Source organism: Lysobacter sp. F60174L2 (assembly GCF_052547135.1).
This window is the reverse complement of sequence record NZ_JBQWRA010000002.1, coordinates 471,536-492,585: the sequence shown is the minus strand read 5'-3', so window position 1 is coordinate 492,585 and position 21,050 is coordinate 471,536. Positions and strand designations below refer to the sequence as shown.

The window sequence follows — 21,050 nt, the reverse complement described above, 5'->3', positions numbered from 1 at the left end:
CCTGTCGTGTCGTGTGGTTGGGAGGACCAGCCTGCTGTGCATAGAGGGCAGATCACGTCCTGATTGATTCGCGCAACGCGGACCCGCTGGTCAACGTGCCATGCAGCGGCGGTAGCGGTCGTCGACCCGGGTCGCGAACCACGCCGTGGTCAACTCGCGACGGATCTTGGGGCTGTCCAACGTGATGCCGGGGATCATCGCCCGTGGCAATGGCTTGCCCGCGCGCGACTCGGCGAGCGCGAACACCCGCTGGAACAACGGGCTGTCGTTGAACTCGAGCCGATCACCCCGCTCCAGCTCGCGGCGGATGGCGGCCACGTCCATGCGCAGGTCGCCCGCGAGTTCACGCACTGCACGCTCGGTCTCCCCGGGCCGCTCCAGCGGCGCGCCGGGCGCCAGCAGGTCACCGTCCAGCGCGAGCGTGCGCCCCGTGGCCAACGCCACCGCGTTCTGGAAAGCGGCATTGCGGCTCGCGTACCAGCCGGCATTGAAGTCGGCGAAACGATGCACCTTGCGCGTGTACGGGGTGGTGTAGCCCAGCAGATGGGCGATGCCGAAGTACAGGCCACCGCGGCGGGTGAACACCTCGTCGCGGATGCTGCCGTCGAACCGGTAGGGGTAGTCGTCGGCCTGCGCCTCGGCGAAGGGGATCGACACCTGCATCGGCCCACCGGTCTGCACCGGGTTGTAGCGGCCGAACAGCCGTTGGCCCAGCGGCACGCGGCCGATCAGGTCCCCATACAGCCCGCTCAGTTCGCGCTCGGTACGCACCGTGCGCAGCCGCTCCTCGTAGCTGCGGCCATCGGTCGACCGCACCTTCAGCGCGGCGCCCACCATGAACTTCGGTACGTGTACCTCCGCCGCACGCCGCTCGATCTCGGCCCGCGCGATCGCCGGCAGGTTGGCCACCGGCGGGTCGGCCTTGTAGCCGGATTCCTGCGCGATCACCGCCAGTACCGCGCAGATGTTTTCCTCGTACGCCTCGATTTCCTGCGCCGCGAACGCGGCCTGGATATCCGCCGCCCAGCCCGCACGGTCTTTCACCGTGGCCGGTATCCGACGGGCGATGTCGTCGCGCACCGAATCAGGCGTGGGGCCGGAGGGCCGGGGCGCGGTGGCGCAGCCGGCCAACACCAGCAGCAATCCGAGCGTGGCGCCCCAGCGCAGGCTTGCATGGAGGGAGACGAGGCGCACCCCCATCAGAACACCGACAACCCGGTCAGCTGCGCGAACCGGTGCAGCGCATAGCGTCCGAGCATCGAGTTGCCCTTGTCGTCCAGCCCCGGATACCAGACGCACAGGCTCATGACGTGCGGCACCACCGCGACGATGCCGCCGCCGACGCCGCTCTTGGCCGGCAGGCCGACGTAGAACGCGAAGTCGCCGGCGGCATCGTAGGTGCCAGCGGTCATCATCAGCGAGTTGATCCGGGTCGCCAGTTCCCAGCTCACCACGCGCTTGCCTGACACGTCGCAGAAGCCGCTGTGCGAGAGGAACTGCACGCTGCGCGCCAGGTCCACGCAGTTCATGCTCAGCGAGCACTGCAGGAAGTAGAAGTCGAGCACGGCTTCGACGTCGTTGACGATGTTGCCGTAGCTGCGGATGAAGTTGGCGGTGGCGATGTTGCGGAAGCCACTCTTGCGCTCGGATTTCGCCACCACATCGTCGCCGCCGACATCGGCGCTGCCCGAGCGGGCACGCATGAACTCCAACAACGCCTCCTCGGGTTTGGCGTAGTTGGACAGGATCACGTCGGCGACCACCAGCGCGCCGGCATTCATGAAGGGATTGCGAGGAATGCCCTTCTCGTACTCGAGCTGGAGCAACGAGTTGAACGGGTCGCCGGACGGCTCGCGGTCGACCCGCTCCCACAGCGCGTCACCGACCGCATCCAGCGCCATCGTCAGGGTGTGGACCTTGGAGATGCTCTGGATCGAGAACGGCTCGCGCGATTCGCCGACCTCGTGGATGGTGCCGTCGCGCAGGACCAGCGCCATGCCGAAGCGGTCCAGTGGCACCTGGGCCAGCGCGTCGATGTAGTCGGCCACCTCGCCCTCGCCGAAGCGCGCGCGGACTTCCTGCTCGATGGTGGCGAGGATGGCGGGCAGGTCGAGTCCGCTGATGTCGAACTGGTTTTGAATGGGCTCGTTCTGGAGTCGTTCGCGCATGTCGCAGGTCGGTGGGAGAAGGCGGCCCACGCTATCAGCTGGAACCGTGATTGGCAGCACCCCGGCGGGCCGCGGGGCGGCGCGGGCAGGGGATGCAGGCCGGGTCCAGCCTGAAAATATTTCTTGACACCGTGTTAGCTATGATTAACATCACGTACACCATAGCTAACCACTGGACCTGACCATGTCACCACTCGAAAAGCGCGCCTGGTTGAACATCTGCAGCGTGGTCCCGCCGTACCTGGTCTATTTCGCGATCCAGATCGCGTTCCCCCATCTGTTGACGACGTTCATGGACCGCATCATCTGCCTGGCCGTGGTCGGCACGGTGCATGCGCTGGTCTACCTCGGCGGCTGGCTGATGTTTCGTCACACCGAACGCAGCGAAGCGGTGTTCGCGGACGATCGCGACCGCGCGATCGAGGCCCGCGCGACCCGGATCGCCTACTTCGTCATGCTGACGGCGATGATCCTGGTGGGCGTGGTGATGCCGTTCGATGCGGCCGGCTGGGAAATCACCAACGCCGCGCTATTCTCGATCGTGCTGACCGAGACGATCTGCAACGTGATGATCGTGCGCGCCTACCGCCGGGGGCCGCGTTTTGCCCACTGAGTCGATGACCAACGACGTGCGCCTGCTGCGTTTCCTCGCCCAGGAGATGACCCAGGCCGAGCTCGGCGAGCGCGTCGGGCTGACCCGCCAGACCATCGCCGCGATCGAACAGGGCCGCTATGCCCCATCGCTGGACCATGCCTTCCGCATCGCCCACGTGTTCGGCAAGCGGGTCGACGAGGTGTTCCACTGGAAACCGGCCTGACGGCCGGTTGATGTCGACTCAGGCCAGCGCGAAATCGATCGCCGCCCGTACCGCGGCCACCTGCGCGTCGTTGCACTGCTGCGGCGTCGCGCGCGGGCTGTCCGGATAGACCTCGGTGGTGCTGGTGTAGCGCGCATTGGTGATGCCGGCGCACAGGTGCAGCTTCTTGAGCGGGTACTCGATCACGCCCGGGGCCACCACTTTCGAACCGATGATCTCGCCGTTGGCGTCGGCCGGGGCGATGTGGGTGACCTTGGTCACCGCCTCGATGATCGCCTGCTGGAATGCCGGTTGCGGGTTCTCGCTGTCGTCGACCAGGTAGAAGCCGTCGGGGATCTCGCCCGGTTCGGACGGCTTGCCGTCGCGCGCGGCCAGCGCGGGGCGGAACTCGGACTCGTCGCTGTCGGTGGTTTCGTGCAGGTCGATGTGCATCAGCACGCGGTCTTTCAACGGCGCGACCAGCGCCATCAACGCGGCCGACTCCCGCGCCGGGCTGTCGGCGTGGAACGATCGGTTCGGGTCGATCGCCTGCGGGTTCCAGCGGTGGATGCGCTCATACGCCCACGGGCTCACGCAGGGCGCGACCAGCAGGTTGGCGCGGCCTGCGTAGTCGGCCGCATGCCGGTCGACGAACTGCAGCGCGCCGTGCGCGCCACTGGTTTCGTAACCGTGCACACCGCCGGTGACCAGCATCACCGGCAGGTCGTCGCGCCAGTCGCGACTCCTGATGGCGTAGAGCGGATAGTGCTCGCCGGCGTAATCCAGCTGGCCGTACTGCGAAACATCGAAGCGCTCCCGCAGCCCGTCGATCGCCGTCAGCACATCGTCCGCGTAGCTGCGTTGGCGAACCTGGCGGGACAACCATTCGGCTTTCTCCACCGCCCCCCAGGGGGTGCCGGGCGTGCCGATGGGATAGATGGAGTCAGTCGTCATTGCGCGTGCCATGCAGGAATACGGGGACTGGGGACTCTAGCATCGGCGGAACCCGGCTATGGACCAGTCGATCCGGGCCACGCCCGTCGTCACCGTTTCTTCCGCGCCAGCGTGATCACAGCCACGCCACCGAGGATGATCGCCATCCCGGCGAGGTCGAACGGGCCGACCGTCTCACCCGCCAGCAACACGCCGAACAGCACCGCCACCGGCGGGTTTACGTACGCGTAGCTGGTGGCCACCGCCGGCCGCGCGTGCTTGAGCACGTAGAGGTACGCGCTGAAGGCGACGATCGAGCCGAACACGGCGAGGTAGGCCAGCGCCAGCGTCGCGCGCGCGGTCGGTTCGGACGGCAGCGTCTCGCCGCTGGCCAGGCCCACACCCAGCAGCGCGACACTGGCGCACAGCATCTGCGCGGCGGTGTTCATCGGCCCGGTGGGCATGTCCTGCCGACGGCTCCAGACCGAGCCGAACGCCCAGCACGCCGCAGCGGTCAACAGCGCGATCGCGCCGATGACCTCGCCCGACAGACCGCTGCCCAGGTTGAGCACGACCACGCCGGCAAAGCCGACCAGCAGCCCGACGCTCTCGCGCCGGGTCGGCCAATGGCCGTACATGGCGCCGAACGCCGCCGCGAACAGCGGCATGCTCGACACCGCGACCGCCGCGATACCCGAACTCACCCGCTCCTCGGCAAAGCACACCAGCCCGTTGCCGAAGCCGAGCAGCAGCACACCGGTGATCGCCGCGTTGCGCCATTGCAACCAGGTCGGCGGAGCGTGCCCGCGCCAGCGCAGGAACGCGTACAGCGCTACCCCGGCGGCGATGAACCGCACCCCGGCCAGCAGGAACGGCGGGTAGCTCTCCAGTGCGATGCGGATACCGAGGTACGTCGACCCCCAGACCACGTAGAGCGTCAGCAGCGACAGCGGGATCAGCACGCGCGGGCCGAGGCGATCGGCCAGTGGGACCGGCAGTGCCGCGGTGACGGAGGAAGAAGGATCGGACATCGGGGCGCGCCGGGTGGTGGTCCCGCATTATCCGCGCCTCAATCCGGAATTTCCGCCTCGACCAGCTTGCCCAGCAACACCAGCGACTGCTGCCAGCCCAGGTAGCACGCCTCGACCGGGATCACGTCGGGCAGGTTTTCCTGCACCACCTGCAGTTCCGTGCCGCACGACACCGCCTTGAACGTGATGGTGGTGGTCATCTCCCCGGGCAGGTTTGGGTCGTCGAAGCGGTCGGTGTAGCGGATGCGTTCGCCCGAGACAAGCTCCTGGTAGGTGCCGCCGAAGGCCTGCTCGTTGCCGGTGGAGAAGTTGGTGAACGACATGCGATAGGTACCGCCGACCCGCGCGTCGAGCTGGTGGACCTTGCAGGTGAAACCGTTTGGCGGCAGCCACTTGGCCAGGGCATCGGCGTCGATGAAGGCGCGGTAGACGCGTTCCGGCGGAGCGCTGAGCACGCGGTGAAGGCGAACGGTGTTGTCAGTGGCCATGGCGGTTCCCGTTGTCGAGGAGAAGCCCTCACCTGACAGGACGAACGGGTGCCGCGGAAATCGACAGCATCGATCGCGTCCGTCCGACTTCAATCCCGCTTCACATTCCCGCCATCGTGGCCCCATGCCGCGGCCGCATGGTTGCGGGCATCGCCCCGATCCGGAACGCCATGCACAACGCGACGCCCTCCCCCTCCTTCGATGCCGTCATCGTCGGCGCCAGCTTTGCCGGTGCGGCCTGCGCCATCGCCGCGGCCCAGCGTGGCCTGCGCGTGTGCGTGCTGGAGCGCAAGCACGATCCCGGCGAAAAGCTGCGCACCACCGGCATCATCGTCAAGGAAGCCGCCGAGCAAACGCTGCTCAACCAGATGCCGGCAGCCATGACGCGGCGCATCGAAGAAGTGCGCCTGTATGCGCCGAGCCTCAGGCAGGTCGCCCTCGCTGCGCCGGGCTACTACTTCCTAACCACCGACACCCCGGCGCTGATGCGCTGGCTGGCCGTTCAGATGCACGCCAATGGCGTGGACCTGCGGTTGGGCACGGCCTTTACCGACGCGCGGCGCAGCGGGGACGGATGGCAGGTGGATGGCGTCGGCACCACGCGCTACCTGGTCGGCGCCGATGGCGCACGATCGCGGGTCGCCAGGCGCTGCGGGCTGGGCGAGGTACGCCAGTTCCTCTACGGCATCGAGTACGAGTTTCCCGGCGCCACCCTCGCCCACCCGGGTGCGCTGCACTGTTTCATCAGCAAGCGCTATGCGCCCGGCTACATCGGCTGGATCGCGCAGAGCCCGACCGGCGTTCAGGCGGGCCTCGCGCTGCGTCACGATCCGGCCCGTGCGCGGGTCCCGGACATCGATGGCTTCCTGCTGCGCGTCGGTGCGGCGGGCGGGCTGCCACGCCACCTCAAGCCGGGACACACCCGCGCGGGGCTGATCCCGTGCAGCGGTCCGGTAGCCGACATGGCCCGCGACGGCGCCATCCTCGTCGGCGACGCCGCCGGCATCGTCTCGCCGGTGACGGCGGGTGGCATCCACTCGGCGTGGGAGCACGGCTGGAGCGTGGGCCGGGCGATCGCCGCTCACCTGCGCGACGGGGATCGCGCACCCGAACAGATCGCGATCGAGGCCGCCCCGCGCTTCCGTGCCAAGCGCGCCCTGCGCTGGGCCTACGACCGCCTGCAGTTCGACTGGCCGTTCGATCTGCTGCTGCATTCACCGCCGCTGCGCTGGGCGGCCGAACAGGTGTATTTCCACAAGCGCAGGTGCTGATGCGGCTTCGGCGCTACGTCATCGCACCCGCCCGGCCTCCGCCCGTTCCTCACGCGTCAGCACCCGCGGCTCGACGATCGGTTGCGAGGTGGCGGCATCGAAGAACGGGTTGCTGCGACGGCGCCCGAGCTTGGCCAACAAAACGCCCCACATGACCCGCATCACCCCCAGCGTCGTCCGCACCGGCGTGGCGGCAACCTCGCCGCGCGCGGAGGCGGTGCCCAGCGCGATGCGACGCGGGCCGAACGCCGCATCCAGCGCTTCGGGACCGGCGGCCATGCAACTGGCCAGCACGCCGACATACGGCAGCTTCGGCTCCCGCGGCGTGTTGGCGAACGGCGTATGGCAGCAGGCCGAGTGCCAGCGCAGCAGCCCCTTGGGACTCAGTGACAGGCAGGTCACCTGTTCGCGACCCGCGGTGAAGCGCAGGCCGTCGGGACGCAGGGCAACGACGTCGGTACCGCCGTTCGGGTCGAGCGCGTCCTGCTCGCGGTCCAGCGCACGGGCGAAGGCCTGGCAGTCGCTGCAGTAGCAGACGGCGCGGAGGTAGGCGGCAGCCGGCTCGATCTCGCCCTGGAGCTTGCCGCAGCGACAACGGAATGCGATGGCCATCGGGGTCTCCGGGTAGCGCCCTGGACGCGATGCCACCATGGTATGCCGATCCACCGGAACCCGGTTATCGTCGGTCGGCACCCGCCGCCGCATGGAGACCACGATGTCCTTTCGACTGCTCGCCGCCGCCTTGCTGCTGTCTGCCTGGATGCCTGCCCACGCCCAGCACAAGGGTTTGCGCGACCACGGCATCGCCATCGGCGTGCTGCAGCCCGGCCCGTTGAACGCGATCACCGACGTGCCCGGCGTGGTGGTCGGCCACAAGACCCTCGTGGACGGCGACGATGTCCGCACCGGCGTCACCGCGATCCTGCCGTATGCCGGCAACGTGTTCCAGCGCAAGGTCCCGGCCGCGGTGTACGTCGGCAACGGGTTCGGCAAACTGGCCGGGAGCACGCAGGTCGAGGAGCTCGGCAACCTCGAGACCCCGATCATCCTGACCAATACCCTCGGCGTGCCGGTCGCGGCAGACGCATTGATCGACTACACCTTTTCGTTCGCCGAAAACGACGACGTGCGCTCGGTCAACCCGCTGGTCGGGGAAACCAACGACGGCTACCTCAACGATATCCGCGGCCGCCACGTGACCCGGCGCGATGTGCTGGATGCCATCAAGGCCGCCAGCGGGGGCAAGGTCGAACAAGGCAACGTCGGCGCCGGCACGGGGACGGTCGCGTTCGGCTTCAAGGGTGGCATCGGCACCTCGTCGCGGCAGCTGCCAGGGAATCTGGGCGGGCATACGGTGGGCGTGCTGGTGCAGACCAACTTCGGCGGCGTGTTGAGCGTCGATGGCGTGCCGGTCGGCAAGGCGCTGGGCAAGTACTACCTGAGCGACGCGCTCAACGACTCGCCCGACGGCTCCTGCATGATCGTGGTCGCCACCGACGCGCCACTGGACGCGCGCAACCTGGAGCGGCTGGCGAAGCGCGCGATGCTGGGCCTGGCGCGCACCGGCGGCATCGCATCCAACGGCAGCGGCGACTACGTGATCGCCTTTTCAGCCAACGAGTCGGTGCGCGTGCCGTACGAGAGCGACGCGCCGCTGCGCCGCACCGCCGTCCTGCGCAACGACGCGATGTCGCCGCTGTTCATGGCCGCCGTCGAAGCGACCGAAGAGGCCATCCTCAACTCGCTGTTCCACGCCGAGACCATGGTGGGCCGCGATGGCCACGAGGTCACCGCGCTGCCGGTAGACGAGGTCCTGCGGATCATGGAACAGCGCGGCTACCCGGTTTCGCGTTGACCGTCCTCCCCCCGGAACAGCGCGACGTACTCCTCCACCGGCCGTTGCAGGATGGTGGTGTTGACGAACAGCGGAACGACACCTTCCTGCCAGCGCCGCATCCGAATGCCGGCATTGCGACCACGCTGGTAGGCCGCCTCTGCCAGCGCCTCCGGCATTTCGAGCAGGTGGATGTTGGATGCGTCGGGTGAAGTGCGGTCTCGCACGCGGCCGGTGGCGACCAGGGCAGCGATGAGCTGCGCGGCATGTCCGTGTGCCTGCACGATGCGGTCGCGGAAGCCGGGCAGCGTGTCGCGCGCCAGCATCGCCGGCATCCAGCCCTGCCAGAGGCTGCCGCCGTACAGCCGGCGCAGTTCGCGGGCCTCGGCAATATCGGCCTTCGAGCCCGCAAGCACCGCACCAAACGGCGCGCCGAGATATTTGTAGAGCGACACATAGACGGTATCGAACTCGGCCACGTACGCGTCCATGTCGAACGACGGTGGCGCCAACAGCAGCCGCGCGCCGTCCAGGTGCAGCCGCGTGCCGTGTGCCCGGGCCAGTTCCGCGATCTCCCGCACCCGCGCCAGCGGCACCATCTCGCCGTTGGCGCGACGGACCGGAGATTCCAGCGAGACCGCCCCGATCCTCATCGGATACTGCCCGTTCTCCGAAGCGCCGATCGCCGCCCGCACCTCCTCCAAGGTCGGGACGGCTCGATCCGGCGCCATCGGCAGCAGGTTGATGCCCGACAGCCGCTGGGCCGAATCGACCTCGTCGCGATAGAGATGGCTCTCGCGCTGGACCAGTGCGCGCCGGTTCTCGCCACACAGGACGCGTACCGCGACATTGTTGGCCAGGGTTCCGGTGGCAAGGAACGCGCAGTCCTCCTTGCCCAGCAGCGCCGCGAACTCGCGTTCCAGCGCCTCGACCTCGCCGTCCACCAGATAGCGGTCGAGCGCGTTGTCGCCAAGGTCTTTCGTCAGCGTGGCCAAATGGTTGGCCATCGCGGCCGCGTCGGTTGGCGCGGTGTCGCGGTTGAGCCAGACCTCGCGCGAATCGATGGATGGGGCGGGCGACAACGGCGCCAGCGGCGATGCGGCTGTCTGGGAAGCGGCGCGCGATGCCACTGCGGCGACAGTGGCGCCGAGTGAGCCTTGCAGGAAGGTGCGGCGGTCCATGGCGATCCTCCGGAAGCGTGTCCGCATCGATTATGCAGGGATGTTGGATGCCCCGCGCCGCACATTGGTTGCCATGGGCGATCTATCCCCGCCAGTTGGCGTGCGTGCGCCAGAACTCCACGCTGCGGCGGTAGGCATCGCGGTCCAGCGGCACCCCGGAACCGCCCTCCTCCACGCCGAGCGCATTGCGCAACATCGTGATCGGTGCCATCGGCGTTTCCTCCGGCTCGGCGGTGTACATGCAGCCGACCACGCCCCAGTCGGCGGTGATGACAGTGCCTTCCTTCGCGAGTTGATCGCGACTGTAGAGGATGACGACCAGGTAGTCGGCGACTGGAGGTTCCAGGCCTTCGAACCAGCGCACCAGCACCGGCAGTTCATCGCGGGTGCGCGCCTCGTAATCGGACCGCAGAAGGTGCCGGTTGTCACCGGTGACCGGCACCGCCAGGCAGCGTGTCGAAGTCCAGTTGCGATGCACGTGCAGCTTGCAGAACGGCGCATAGCCATCCAGCACCTTCAGCGGCGCGGTGTCGTTGAGATGCTGCTCGAACGCTTCGGGCGAGATGTCCTGGATGGTGTTGCGGCGCTGTTCGCGGAACAGCCGGGAGCGGGCGAAATCGGTGAGGACGATGGACATACCTAGGCTCGGGGCGGGAGAGGCCGCATTATCCCGCTACCGGGCAAATGGTTCCCGGGTGCACGACCGGCAGAACAGGAACAGTTGGCCACCGTCATCGAACAGGATCGAACCGGTCCGGAACTGCCGGATGGTCCAGACACCGCTGCGGCCGTCGGCAAAATCGATCCGGCCGCGCGCGTGGCACGGCGACCAGTCCAGCGTGTGCATGTAAGCGCGCTGGTCAACCTCGCCGGCCTCATCCATGAAACGCCGGACGTGCGCCTCATCGAGCATGAAACCCTGGCAGCCACGCGGTGGATTGGTGTCAGTCGGCGAGCCCTCACCGTTTTCCGTGATCGTCAGCCGCTCGATCGCCGGGAGGTCCAATCCGCGCATGCCCGGGACCGCGCCGCCATCTTCGATCGATCCGGCCGACGTACAGCCGCCCAGGACCAGCACCACGACAACGCCCAACCTCACCATGATGCACTCACTGCTTCGCTGGAGGTTTTGAACGACACCACAGGGTGACGGTAGACCTCTTCGGCAGCCACCTTCAGCGTCGCGCGAAGCTCCGACACCAACCAGCGCAGCGTGGAATTCTGGTCCACCGTCACCGGTACGTACACGAACTCATCCGCACCACGTACCTTGCCGAAGTCGGGGTTCGGCTTGTACTCGCCAACCAGTTCGATGCCGATGCTGTCGCGGTTGGCAGGGAAACGATCAGGAAAGGACTTGCGCTGCTCGATGCGGTTCTCGGTACGCGGCGCGGCCTTGTGCAGGGCCTTCAATTCCGCAGGCGCGCAACTGTGTCGGGCCAGACAGCGCGACCGCAGCAGGCCGACGTGGTTGGTACGCTTGTAGAGCGAAGCCGTCTGATAGACGGTGCCGTCCTTGTCGACAAGAAAGTGCGCGCCGAAGAGACTCTTCTGATAACTGTTGAACGTCGATTGCGCGGTGGCGCCGCCGGTCTGGTGCACGATGATGCCGTTGACCACCTCCATCGCCCCGCGCTCCAGCGTGCCAAAGCGGCGCGCGCGAACCCGCGGGTCAAGCACCATTCCGTCCCGATCGATACGCAGCATTCCATCCTCCTTGATGTGTCGATTCCTGCTCCTGCAGGATCGTTGCACGCTAGCCGATCCCGGCGGCGATGTCAGCCCCGGCCGGGAATCACTGGAACGGCTTAGATGGTAGAGAAATAGCCAAGCCGTCCAAGGCCCGCGTTCCACGTTTGCCTTCGGCACGCGCCATGGTTGCTCAAATTCAGGAACACGTGTTCCGCGGGCAACCATGGCGCGACCGATCCGTACTCATCCGTGCGAGCCCGGCTTGTAGCTGCCCCCGACGGTGCGCGCCGCCACGTTGATGCGGTTGAAGCCGTTGATCGCGACCACCAGCATCGTCAGGTCGACCAGTTCGGCTTCCTCGAACAACTGCGCCGCCCTGTCATACAGCGCATCGGACACCGCTTCGTGGGAAGCCAGTTCGGTCAACTCCTCGGCCCAGGCCAGGGCGACCTGCTCGCGCTCGCTGTAGAGCTTGGTCTCGCGCCACGCCGACAGCAGGTACAGGCGCTGTTCGGTTTCACCGGCGGCGCGGGCGTCCTTGCTGTGCATGTCGAGGCAGTAGGCGCAGCCATTGATCTGCGACACGCGCATCAGCACCAGTTCGATCAGTGCGGGCTCCAGCCGGCCGGCGGTGTGGACGCTCTGGCCGAGTGCGATCAGCGGCTGCATGGCGGCGTAGTGGCGCTGTACGGAAAAACGGGACATGGGGGAACTCCTTTGCAATGGCGGCCGGGAGTCGGCCGCTTCAATGCAAGGACGCGGACGCCGCCGGTTTCGTGACAGCCAGCAGCCGGGCCAGCTTGCCGGGGTGGCGCAGCGCGTGGATGGCGGTGATGCGCTCGCCATCGCATTCGATCCACATCGCCGTGGTCAGCGCGTCGCCATCGCGCAGGAACAGCGCCGGCGCGCCGTTGAGGGTGACCAGTTCGTAACGCACGCCCGGCCCACCCAGGTTGCGTCCGATCTGCAGGTACAACTGCGCAAGCCGGTCGGCGCCGTGCAACGGACGCAGCGTGGCACGCGCGATGCCGCCGCCGTCGCTTATATGGACCGCATCCTCGGCAAACAGCGCTCGCAACGAATCGAGCGTGGGCTCGGCCATCGCCGCGACGAAACGCTGCAGCAACCGTCGCTGCGCCGACTCGTCGACGTGGAAGCGCGGTCGATCCTGGCGCAGGCGCGTCTTCGCCCGATGCACGCGCTGGCGGCAGGCGTCCTCGCCGATCTCAAGGATCGCCGCTGCCTCGGCGTGGCTGTAGTCGAACACCTCGCGCAGCAGGAATGCCGCGCGTTCGTCCGGACTCAACCGTTCGAGCAGCAGCAGGAACGACAGGGTCAACGACTCGCCGCGCTCGAGCGCCGCATCGGGGTGCTCGGTGTCCGGCACCAGCGGTTCGGGCAGCCACGGGCCGGTGTAGTGCTCGCGCTCGGCCTTGGCGCGGCGCAGCCGGTCCAGCGCCAGCCGGGTGGTCACGGTGACCAGCCAGGCCTCCGGATCGTCGAGCGTGGCCAGGTCCTGCGCATGCAGGCGCAGCCAGGCGTCGTGCAGTACGTCCTCGGCATCGGCGGGCGTGCCGAGCATGCGATAGGCCAGGCCGAAGAGGCGAGAGCGGTGGTGTTCGAACAGGGCGGTGGCGGGGTCCATGGGTTGGATTCTCGGTCAACACATGGCCAGGACGCACGGGCGGACGGATCCGTGACAGCCAACCTGACTCTGTCCACCGTAAGCCATCGTGTCGAACCGCGCCGCCCCCGTTCGTCGTACAGGCAAACCCACCCGGAGCCCCGCATGCCCACCGCCCTCCCCCGCCTGTACGCCCACCCGTTCTCGTCATACAGCCAGAAGGCACTGGTCGCGCTGTACGAGAACCAGGTCCCGTTCGACTACCGCAACCTGGAAGACCCCCAGGCCAACGAGGAACTGGCGGCGTTGTGGCCGATGCGCCGCTTCCCGGTGCTGGTCGATGGCGACCGCACGGTGATCGAGGCCACCTGCATCATCGAGTACCTCGACCTGCACCACGCCGGGCCGGTGAAGCTGGTCCCGGCCGATCGCGACACCGCCCTCGAAGTGCGGATGCTCGACCGCTTCTTCGACAACTACATCTCCACCCCGCAACAGAAGGTCGTCTTCGACCGCATGCGGCCCGAAGCCGAGCGCGACCCGCGCGGGGTGGATGACGCCCGCGCGATGCTCGACATCGCCTACGCATGGCTGGACCAGCGCATGGCGACGCGCGAATGGGCCGCCGGCGAGGCGTTCTCACTGGCCGACTGCGGCGCCGCACCATTCCTTTTCTACGCCGACTGGACCCATCCGATCGACTCCGGTTTCACCCACGTCCACGCCTATCGCCAACGACTGCTCGCCCGCCCGTCGTTCAAGCGCGCCGTGGACGAAGCACGGCCCTATCGCTCGTACTTCCCGCTGGGTGCACCGGACCGGGATTGACCGCCCCCGGGCGTACTGCGATCCACCCGCAGGAACCGCGCCGCGTTGTCGTAAAAGATCGCGCGCTTGTCTTCCGGCGTGAGGAGCGCCCGGGCCGGCCATGACCGGACACCCACGGCGGAACCGCGGTGCCTGAAACATCGCCCTTTTGGCGACCCCATCACGCCCGGGACGTTACACCTGCAGGCCCTCGCACCTACCCTCGTTCCCCAGGAGACCGCGATGACCGATACCCGTGAACTCGAAGCCAGGCTCTGGAAGGCAATCGGCGACGACCGCACCGTGATGCTTGGCGCCACCGGCATCGAGCCGCGGCCAATGACCGCGCTGGCCGAGGACGACCGCACTCCACTGTGGTTCTTCACCGCAAGCGACACCGAGCTCGCGCAGTCGCTGGAGGGCAGCGGCGGCCACGCCGCCACCGCCACGTTTGCCGCCAAGGACCATGAGCTGTTCGCCACCATCAGCGGGCACGTGGTCGTCGACAACGACCGCGCGGTGATCGAACGCCTCTGGAACCCGTTCATCGCCGCCTGGTTCGAGAACGGCAAGGACGACCCCAAGCTGCGCCTGCTGCGCATGGACGCCGCCGATGCCCACGTGTGGCTCAACGAGAACAGCCTGCTGGCGGGCGTGAAGCTGCTGGTGGGCGTGGACCCGAAGAAGAGCTACGACGACAAGGTCGGCGACGTGGACCTGCGCTGACGACTTCGTCCTACAACGTCGAAGTCACTTCACCGCCCTGCCCGCGCAGGTATTCCGCGGCCTCGTCGGCCTGGGCCGCGGTGAACGCATGCACCACCACCGTGGTCCGGCCGCTGTCCATCGCGTCGCGCGCGGCCAGCACGTAGGGGTCGTGGTCCGGTCGCAGCGACACCAGCCCGCCGAGGAACAGCCCGCCGACCGCGCCGAAGAACAGCAGCACCAGCCCCGCCGCCACCGGCGAGCTGGTGATGTAGCGGATCCCCATGCCATGCATCACCGCGAACGCCACCAGCCCGGCCACTGCGCCAAGGATGCCCAGCTTGATGTGGGCGGTGACGATGGTGCGCCAAATGCCGCCGCTCTCCGGCTCCAGCTTGCGCCCGGGATTCGGCTCGACCGGGCTGATGACCTTGACCTGCGCCGCGTCCAGCGACAGCGCCGCCGCCACGTCCCGGGCGGCGTCATGCGCCCGCCCGGCGTCGGCGAACACCGCCGCGACCTTGCTGTTGCTCAACTCGTCGGTGATGAGGGTTTCGGACATGACGGCTCTCCACGGGTGGATGGTGGAGAGCGTCGCAATGCGGCGGTGCTGGTGGTGTGAGCGGAGCCGGCCGCCCGGTCACTGCTGGAACACGGGCTCCAGCATGCGGAACGTTCCCGCATCGGCATCCATCTCCACCTGCCCGCCGTGCGGCAGGATGAACTGCTCGCGCAGATGCCCGATCATCGCGCCGCGGTAGGCAGGTATGCCCAACGGCTTGATGTGGTCGTCGAAGATCTGGTCGAGCGTCAGCGAGCCGTACCCTTCGCCCGGATCGCAGTCGGTGCAGTCGCCAAAGATGAAGCCGGCGATACGGTCCAGCGCGCCCATCAGCTTCAAGGTGGTGAGCATGCGGTCGACCCGGTATGGCGCCTCCTCCACGTCCTCCAGGAACAGGATCCGCCCGTCGAAGTCCGGCAGGTAGCGCGACCCGGCCAGCCCCACCAGAACCGACAGGTTGCCGCCGACCAGCTCGCCGCTTGCCTTGCCGCCGGTGATGGTCAGCGTGCGGTTCTTGCGCGGCACCAGTTCGTCGCCGGCATCGACCACGTTTTTGTAGACCATCAGCTCGCGCTCGAAGAACAGCCGCCGGAACTGGTCGACGTTGAAGGCGTTCCAGCTGCCCGCGCCGATCGGCCCGTGGAAGGTCACCAGCCCCGCCTGCGACAGGATGGCGTTGTGCAGCGCGGTGATGTCGGAGTACCCCAGCAGCACCTTGGGGTTGGCGCGGATCGCGTCGTAGTCCAGCAGCGGAAGCAGCCGCGCGGCGCCGGAGCCGCCACGGACGCAGATGATGGCCTTGACCTCGGGGTCGGCGAACATCGTGTTGAGGTCGCCGGCGCGCTCGGCGTCGGTGCCGGCCAGGCTGCCGCGCCGCGCCGCGTAGTGCGCACCGGTCTTGACCTTGAATCCGAGCGCCTGCATCGCCTCGCCCGCGAGTTGCAGGCTGAGCCGCTCGTCGGTGGCCGAGGACGGGCTGACCAGCGCTACGGTGTCGCCGGGGTTCAGCGGCACCGGCAGCAATCGTCCGCGCGGCGCCGCGACCGCACCGCCGCCGCTGCCCACCAGTGGAAGGAGTGCCGTCAGTGCCGCGCCCTGGATGAAATCTCGCCTGTGCATGCCATCACCTGTCGATCGGGATGCCGTCGAGGTTAACGCACGCGAACCGCGCATTCGTTTGACAACCCCCGGACCGTCTCGGAGCATCGGGCGTGGATTCCACGGAGCATCGCCATGCGTCGCCTCCTCGCACTGTCCGTGCTGCTGTTGCCACTGGTGTGGTCGAACGCGTCCCGGGCCCGGGATGCGGTGGATTCCAGCCACGACGCCGACGCCGCGATGCCACCGCCCCCGGCATGGCTGGACCAACTGGACACGCTCTACGACAGCCGCATCCGGGTCGCGGGCCTGGAAGACCGCGCGTTCTCCCCGGAACACTGGTGGGAGGTCGCCACGCCGCTGGCGACCGAAGCACATGGATTCAGGACCGAAGAGGTCGGCCGCAGCGTGGAAGGCCGACCCCTGCGCCACGTCTCATGGGGCGATGGCGACACGCGCGTGTTGCTGTGGTCGCAGATGCATGGCGACGAGAGCACGGCATCAATGGCGATCGCCGACCTGTTCCGGTTCCTCGGCGCGCATCCCGACCATCCGCTCGTGCAGCGCCTGCATGAGCACGCCACCCTGCATTTCCTGCCGGTCATGAACCCGGATGGCGCCGCACGCTTCCAGCGGCGCAACGCCCAAGGCATCGACATCAACCGCGACGCACGCGCGCTCGTTTCTCCCGAGGCACGCGCCCTGCACGACCTGCGCGAACGCGTGCAGCCGGCCTTCGGCTTCAACCTGCACGACCAGCAGGTCGGCTACCGCGTCGGCGACTCCGACCGCGGCACCGCCATCGCCCTGCTCGCCCCGGCCTTCAACGAGGCCCGCGACGTCGACCCCGTCCGCGCCCGCGCCATCGAAGTCGCCGTCGCCATCCGAGCGGTGCTCGAGCCCTACATCGGCGGCCACATCGCCAAGTGGGACGACACCTTCAACCCGCGCGCGTTCGGCGATCTCACCGCCGCGGCCGGGGTGTCGACCATCCTGATCGAATCGGGCGGCATCGAGGGCGACCTGCAGAAACAGCGCCTGCGCAAGCTCAACTTCCTCGCCCTGGTCGGCGCGCTCGACGCCATCGCCACCGGCGCCCATGCCGGCCTGCCGCGCCAGCGTTACGGGGAGCTGCCCAAGAACGGCGACGTCTGGCCGGACCTGCTGGTCACCGGCGGCACGCTCGCGCTTCCGGGTCGGCCCCAGGCGAAGGTGGACCTGCTGGTCGATTTCGAACGCCCGCTGCTGGAGCGCGGCGGCCGCATCGAGGACATCGGCGACCTGGGCGACGTGCAGGCACGCCGGACCATCGACGCATCCGGGCTGTACATCGTGCCGTTCGATCCACCGGGCGCTCCCGCTGGCGACACGCCCCGGGCATTCGGGAGCGACATGCCCGCCTACTTCCACCTGAGCCGCGACCCGCAAGGCCACGACATCGTGTGGACGCTGGCCGGCGACGTCGATCCGGAGCAATCCGGCCCCTTCCGGTAACGCCCGGACGCCGCCAGCGGGCGTTAGACCCCCCCTGTACTCCCCCGTCCCCCACCCCTCAAGGAAGTCACATGAAGATGAAGAAGTCCCCTGTGTTCAACGCCCTGGTCGCCATCGCGCTGCTGGCCGTCTCCCTCTCCGCAGCGGCGCAGGAAGTCGCGATCCGCAAAGGCGTGGTCACCGGGATCGCACCGGTCCAGGTCCAGACGCAGGCCGCCCAGCCCCAGCGCCCGTCCGCCACGGGCAACGCGCTCACCCGGTCGCTGGCCCGCCTGGCGGGGCGCACGGCCGCAAATGCCACCGGCGGTTATTCCTCCGAAGCCTACGACGTCGCCAGCAGCGTCACCCGTGATGCCACCGATTCCGCCACGTCGGCCGCATCGGCGGCGCAGACCGGCACCGCCTACATGGTGATGATCCGTTTCGACGACAGCAGCGAGTCGGCCATCCAGACCGCCGACGCCAGCCGCCTGGCCGTCGGCGATCAGGTGCGCGTGCTCGGCTCGGGCGACTCGGCGCGGATCATCCCCGGCAACTGAGTCGCACGCCGCTGTCGATTCCGTGGCCCGTCGCTCGTCGATGCAGACACGCGCCCCTTCCGGTCCGCGTCCCGCAACCCGAGGAGATACCCGATGATTCCCAAGAACACGATCTGCCTGTGGTACGACGGCGACGCCCTCGAGGCCGCGACGTTCTATGCCGAAACCTTCCCCGACAGCTCGGTGGACGCCATCCACCACGCGCCCGGCGACTATCCCGACGGCCGGCAGGGCGACGTGCTGACCGTCGACTTCACCGTGATGGGCATTCCGTGCGTCGGCCTGAATGGCGGTCCGGCGTTCCGGCACAGCGAAGCGTTCTCGTTCCAGGTCGCCACCGACGACCAGGCCGAGACCGACCGCCTGTGGAACGCGATCGTCGGCAACGGCGGCCAGGAGAGCGAATGCGGCTGGTGCAAGGACAAGTGGGGCCTGTCGTGGCAGATCACCCCACGCGTGCTGAGCGAGGCGTGGACCGATCCCGACCGCGCCGCGGCCAAGCGCGCCTTCGACGCGATGATGACGATGCGCAAGATCGACGTCGCCGCCATCGAGGCCGCGCGACGCGGCTGAGGCGTTTCAGCCGCCCAGCAGGCGGTCCATGTCCGCGTCCTTGTCCTGCCACAACCCGTTCATCCATTGCTGGAAACGCACGCGGAACGTCCGGTCGTTCTGGTAGTCGCCGTGCAGCAGCTCGGCCGGGATCGGGCGTTGGCGGACATGTACGCGGACCTCGGACACGCGGTTCGCCACCAGGTCCATCATCGACGGCCGCCCATCGGGATAGGCGATGGTCACGTCGAGGATCGCGTGCAGGCCCTCGCCCATCGCATCCAGCACGAACGCCACGCCGCCCGATTTCGGCTTGAGCAGGTGCCGGTACGGACCGCCCTGCCTGGCGTGCTTGGCCGGGGTGAAGCGCGTGCCCTCGACGAAGTTCATGATCGCCACCGGGATCTCGCGGAACTTCCCGCAGGCGCGGCGGGTGGCCTCGATGTCACGCCCGGCCAGCTCCGGCCGGCGTGCGATCTGCCGGGGCGTGTGCCGGCCCATGAACGGAAAGTCCAGCGCCCACCACGCCAGCCCCAGCAACGGCACCCAGAACAGCTGCCGCTTCAGGAAGAAACGCATCAATGGGATGCGCCGGTTGAACACGTGCTGCAGCACGATGATGTCCACCCAGCTCTGGTGGTTGGCCAGCACCAGGTAGTGGCCGTCCTGCTGCAACGCGACGTCCTGCTGCACATCGATGCGCGTTTGCAGCAGGCCGTCCAGCACCCGGTTGTTCACCCCGATCCAGCTTTCCGCCACGCCGGTGAGTAGCCGATTGCTGGCCCTGCGCAGGCGGCGGAACGGCAGCAGCGCCTTGACGATCGCCACCGTCAGCAGTGGCACGACGTGCAACAGGGTGCTGGCCGCGACCAGCAGGGAAATCAGCGTGACGCGCAATGGGAGCATGGGAGAGCGGGAATTCATCGGGAGGCCTATTGTCACGGAAATGTGGCGAATTCAGCGTGCCCGGTTCTGAGACCGTCCTGCATCAACCCGGCGCGCGGCGCGGCAGGGTGTGTTTCCAACCGCTTACATCCTGGGCCACCATGCCCCCATGAAAAAAACCACCCTGCTCGCCGCGCTGCTCCTCGCCTCCACCTCCCTCGCCCACGCCGCGGAGCCGGTCGCCACCGTCCGCGTCACCTTCGATCGCGATGGCATCACGTCGACCTTGGCCGAGGGCGTCGCGGACAAGTCGACCGGGCGCAAGGTCACCGCGGGCGACCCGGTGCGGATCGCTTCGATCTCCAAGCTGGTGACGGCGGTCGGGGTGATGCGACTGGTCGAGGCGGGCACGCTCGATCTCGATGCCGACGTCAGCGACCTGCTCGGCTGGCCGCTGCGCAACCCGGCGTATCCGGACACGCCGATCACGCTGCGCCTGCTGCTGTCGCACCGCTCCAGCCTCACCGATGCGGCCGGTTACTGGCAGACGCCGCTGGGCGGGCAGTTGAGTGACATCCTCGACGACCCGCGTGCATGGGACACCGCGCATGCGCCGGGCACCTACTTCCGCTACACCAACCTCAACTTCCCGCTGGTGGCGCAGGTGATGGAGCGCGCCACCGGCGAGCGCTTCGACCGCCTGATGGACCGGCTGGTGCTGCTGCCGCTCGGCATCGAGGGCTGCTTCAACTGGGCCACCTGCAACGATGCCGCCGCGGCACGCGCGGTGGTGATCTACAACGGCGAGGGCGAGCCGAACAAGGACGACGACCTGCGCGGCCACAAGCCCGCGTGCCCGGTGTCGCCCGCGGAGGACGGCAGTTGCGACCTGGCGCAGTGGCGCCCGGGAGACAACGGCGCGCTGTTCGCGCCACAGGGCGGACTGCGTATCTCGGCCAACGGGCTGGCGCGGGTCGGACGGATGCTGCTGGGCGAAGGCGAACTGGACGGCGTGCGCGTGCTGACGCCGGAGTCGGTGCGCGCGCTGGTGACCCCGCTCTGGCAATACGCCCCGGGCTCGGGCGTGACCGGTGAGGCCGACACGGGCGACGTCGATACCGGCTTTACCTGCCGCTACGGCATGGCGGTGCAGACCCTGGCCACGCCGGTGGACGGCTGCCGCGACGACCCGTTCGGCGACGGCGTGCCGCGCGTGGGGCACTCGGGGTCGGCGTACGGGTTGCAGTCGGGCCTGTGGCTCGATCGCGAGAGCGGCAACGGCGTGGCGTGGTTCGTCACCGGCATGCCCGGCGAGCGACTGGGTGGGCGCTCGGCGTTCAGCGCGGTGGAGGAAGAGTTGGCGCAGGGGCGGTAAAACCCCGGCGGCAG

Annotated in this window: 25 protein-coding genes; 10 read left to right on the top strand and 15 right to left on the bottom strand. The window is 68.2% G+C overall.

What is annotated here, in order from left to right:
- Positions 1-90: 90 nt before the first annotated feature.
- Together ACT9AS_RS07390 and ACT9AS_RS07385 are read right to left on the bottom strand one after the other, a co-directional pair.
- The gene (locus tag ACT9AS_RS07390) at positions 91-1,194 is read right to left on the bottom strand and encodes a DUF1615 family protein (RefSeq protein WP_445099471.1); all 1,104 of its coding nucleotides are present in this window, start codon (positions 1,192-1,194) and stop codon (positions 91-93) included.
- A 5-nt stretch (positions 1,195-1,199) separates the two neighbouring features.
- Positions 1,200-2,168, bottom strand: coding sequence for a glutaminase (locus ACT9AS_RS07385; RefSeq protein WP_445099470.1), 969 nt, complete (start codon positions 2,166-2,168; stop codon positions 1,200-1,202).
- A 184-nt stretch (positions 2,169-2,352) separates the two neighbouring features.
- Here ACT9AS_RS07385 and ACT9AS_RS07380 point away from each other — a divergent pair, with 184 nt between their 5' ends.
- Together ACT9AS_RS07380 and ACT9AS_RS07375 are read left to right on the top strand one after the other, a co-directional pair.
- Complete coding sequence (locus tag ACT9AS_RS07380; protein WP_445099469.1) at positions 2,353-2,781, top strand: hypothetical protein; 429 nt, start codon at positions 2,353-2,355, stop codon at positions 2,779-2,781.
- 4 nt (positions 2,782-2,785) lie between these two features.
- The gene (locus tag ACT9AS_RS07375; RefSeq protein WP_445099468.1) at positions 2,786-2,986 is read left to right on the top strand and encodes a helix-turn-helix domain-containing protein; all 201 of its coding nucleotides are present in this window, start codon (positions 2,786-2,788) and stop codon (positions 2,984-2,986) included.
- Between the two features lie 18 nt (positions 2,987-3,004).
- Here the strand turns inward: ACT9AS_RS07375 and ACT9AS_RS07370 are convergent, their stop codons facing one another.
- The 3 genes from ACT9AS_RS07370 to ACT9AS_RS07360 form a co-directional block, all read right to left on the bottom strand.
- On the bottom strand, positions 3,005-3,919 hold the full coding sequence (locus ACT9AS_RS07370) for a M14 family metallopeptidase (protein ID WP_445099467.1): 915 nt from the start codon (positions 3,917-3,919) through the stop codon (positions 3,005-3,007).
- Between the two features lie 89 nt (positions 3,920-4,008).
- Positions 4,009-4,929: a drug/metabolite exporter YedA gene (gene yedA / locus ACT9AS_RS07365; RefSeq protein WP_445099466.1), complete on the bottom strand. Its 921-nt coding sequence runs from the start codon at positions 4,927-4,929 to the stop codon at positions 4,009-4,011.
- 38 nt (positions 4,930-4,967) lie between these two features.
- Complete coding sequence (locus tag ACT9AS_RS07360; RefSeq protein WP_445099465.1) at positions 4,968-5,417, bottom strand: SRPBCC domain-containing protein; 450 nt, start codon at positions 5,415-5,417, stop codon at positions 4,968-4,970.
- A gap of 170 nt (positions 5,418-5,587) precedes the next feature.
- Here ACT9AS_RS07360 and ACT9AS_RS07355 point away from each other — a divergent pair, with 170 nt between their 5' ends.
- Complete coding sequence (locus ACT9AS_RS07355) at positions 5,588-6,688, top strand: FAD-dependent oxidoreductase (protein ID WP_445099464.1); 1,101 nt, start codon at positions 5,588-5,590, stop codon at positions 6,686-6,688.
- An 18-nt stretch (positions 6,689-6,706) separates the two neighbouring features.
- On the opposite strand, the gene ACT9AS_RS07350 is transcribed toward ACT9AS_RS07355, so the two are convergent.
- Positions 6,707-7,300: a DUF6151 family protein gene (locus tag ACT9AS_RS07350; RefSeq protein ID WP_445099463.1), complete on the bottom strand. Its 594-nt coding sequence runs from the start codon at positions 7,298-7,300 to the stop codon at positions 6,707-6,709.
- A 103-nt stretch (positions 7,301-7,403) separates the two neighbouring features.
- Between ACT9AS_RS07350 and ACT9AS_RS07345 the strand changes: the two genes are divergently transcribed.
- Positions 7,404-8,543 carry a P1 family peptidase gene (locus ACT9AS_RS07345; RefSeq protein ID WP_445099462.1) on the top strand — a complete coding sequence of 380 codons (1,140 nt, stop codon included), beginning with the start codon at positions 7,404-7,406 and terminating at the stop codon, positions 8,541-8,543.
- On the opposite strand, the gene ACT9AS_RS07340 is transcribed toward ACT9AS_RS07345, so the two are convergent.
- From ACT9AS_RS07340 to sigJ, 6 genes are all read right to left on the bottom strand, one after another.
- Positions 8,525-9,703, bottom strand: coding sequence for a beta-eliminating lyase-related protein (locus ACT9AS_RS07340; RefSeq protein ID WP_445099461.1), 1,179 nt, complete (start codon positions 9,701-9,703; stop codon positions 8,525-8,527). The two genes, ACT9AS_RS07345 and ACT9AS_RS07340, sit on opposite strands and share 19 nt — an antisense overlap.
- Positions 9,704-9,785: 82 nt before the next feature.
- The gene (locus tag ACT9AS_RS07335; protein WP_445099460.1) at positions 9,786-10,340 is read right to left on the bottom strand and encodes a DUF3228 family protein; all 555 of its coding nucleotides are present in this window, start codon (positions 10,338-10,340) and stop codon (positions 9,786-9,788) included.
- 36 nt (positions 10,341-10,376) lie between these two features.
- Positions 10,377-10,796, bottom strand: a complete 420-nt coding sequence (locus ACT9AS_RS07330; RefSeq protein WP_445099459.1) for a hypothetical protein — start codon at positions 10,794-10,796, stop codon at positions 10,377-10,379.
- A gap of 2 nt (positions 10,797-10,798) precedes the next feature.
- Positions 10,799-11,410 carry an N-acetylmuramoyl-L-alanine amidase gene (locus ACT9AS_RS07325; RefSeq protein WP_445099458.1) on the bottom strand — a complete coding sequence of 204 codons (612 nt, stop codon included), beginning with the start codon at positions 11,408-11,410 and terminating at the stop codon, positions 10,799-10,801.
- Positions 11,411-11,638: 228 nt separating this feature from the next.
- The gene (locus tag ACT9AS_RS07320) at positions 11,639-12,100 is read right to left on the bottom strand and encodes a carboxymuconolactone decarboxylase family protein (RefSeq protein ID WP_445099457.1); all 462 of its coding nucleotides are present in this window, start codon (positions 12,098-12,100) and stop codon (positions 11,639-11,641) included.
- Positions 12,101-12,140: 40 nt separating this feature from the next.
- Positions 12,141-13,040, bottom strand: a complete 900-nt coding sequence (gene sigJ, locus ACT9AS_RS07315) for an RNA polymerase sigma factor SigJ (RefSeq protein WP_445099456.1) — start codon at positions 13,038-13,040, stop codon at positions 12,141-12,143.
- Between the two features lie 144 nt (positions 13,041-13,184).
- On the opposite strand from sigJ, the gene ACT9AS_RS07310 reads away from it, so the two are divergent.
- Together ACT9AS_RS07310 and ACT9AS_RS07305 are read left to right on the top strand one after the other, a co-directional pair.
- On the top strand, positions 13,185-13,847 hold the full coding sequence (locus ACT9AS_RS07310) for a glutathione S-transferase N-terminal domain-containing protein (RefSeq protein ID WP_445099455.1): 663 nt from the start codon (positions 13,185-13,187) through the stop codon (positions 13,845-13,847).
- 222 nt (positions 13,848-14,069) lie between these two features.
- Complete coding sequence (locus ACT9AS_RS07305; RefSeq protein ID WP_445099454.1) at positions 14,070-14,552, top strand: pyridoxamine 5'-phosphate oxidase family protein; 483 nt, start codon at positions 14,070-14,072, stop codon at positions 14,550-14,552.
- Between the two features lie 10 nt (positions 14,553-14,562).
- On the opposite strand, the gene ACT9AS_RS07300 is transcribed toward ACT9AS_RS07305, so the two are convergent.
- Positions 14,563-15,093 carry a hypothetical protein gene (locus ACT9AS_RS07300; protein ID WP_445099453.1) on the bottom strand — a complete coding sequence of 177 codons (531 nt, stop codon included), beginning with the start codon at positions 15,091-15,093 and terminating at the stop codon, positions 14,563-14,565.
- A gap of 78 nt (positions 15,094-15,171) precedes the next feature.
- Positions 15,172-16,212, bottom strand: coding sequence for an LD-carboxypeptidase (locus ACT9AS_RS07295; protein ID WP_445099452.1), 1,041 nt, complete (start codon positions 16,210-16,212; stop codon positions 15,172-15,174).
- Positions 16,213-16,326: 114 nt separating this feature from the next.
- On the opposite strand from ACT9AS_RS07295, the gene ACT9AS_RS07290 reads away from it, so the two are divergent.
- The 3 genes from ACT9AS_RS07290 to ACT9AS_RS07280 all read left to right on the top strand — a co-directional run bounded on the left by ACT9AS_RS07290 (position 16,327) and on the right by ACT9AS_RS07280 (position 18,797).
- A complete protein-coding gene (locus ACT9AS_RS07290) occupies positions 16,327-17,685 on the top strand; it encodes a M14 family zinc carboxypeptidase (protein ID WP_445099451.1) in 1,359 nt (452 codons plus the stop codon).
- 71 nt (positions 17,686-17,756) lie between these two features.
- Positions 17,757-18,224, top strand: a complete 468-nt coding sequence (locus ACT9AS_RS07285) for a hypothetical protein (protein WP_445099450.1) — start codon at positions 17,757-17,759, stop codon at positions 18,222-18,224.
- A gap of 93 nt (positions 18,225-18,317) precedes the next feature.
- Positions 18,318-18,797 (top strand): VOC family protein, encoded by a 480-nt coding sequence (locus ACT9AS_RS07280; protein ID WP_445099449.1) that lies wholly within the window; start codon positions 18,318-18,320, stop codon positions 18,795-18,797.
- Between the two features lie 6 nt (positions 18,798-18,803).
- Here ACT9AS_RS07280 and ACT9AS_RS07275 read toward each other — a convergent pair whose 3' ends face one another.
- Positions 18,804-19,682, bottom strand: a complete 879-nt coding sequence (locus ACT9AS_RS07275; protein WP_445099448.1) for an acetyltransferase — start codon at positions 19,680-19,682, stop codon at positions 18,804-18,806.
- A gap of 148 nt (positions 19,683-19,830) precedes the next feature.
- On the opposite strand from ACT9AS_RS07275, the gene ACT9AS_RS07270 reads away from it, so the two are divergent.
- Complete coding sequence (locus ACT9AS_RS07270; protein WP_445099447.1) at positions 19,831-21,036, top strand: serine hydrolase; 1,206 nt, start codon at positions 19,831-19,833, stop codon at positions 21,034-21,036.
- Positions 21,037-21,050 lie beyond the last annotated feature (14 nt).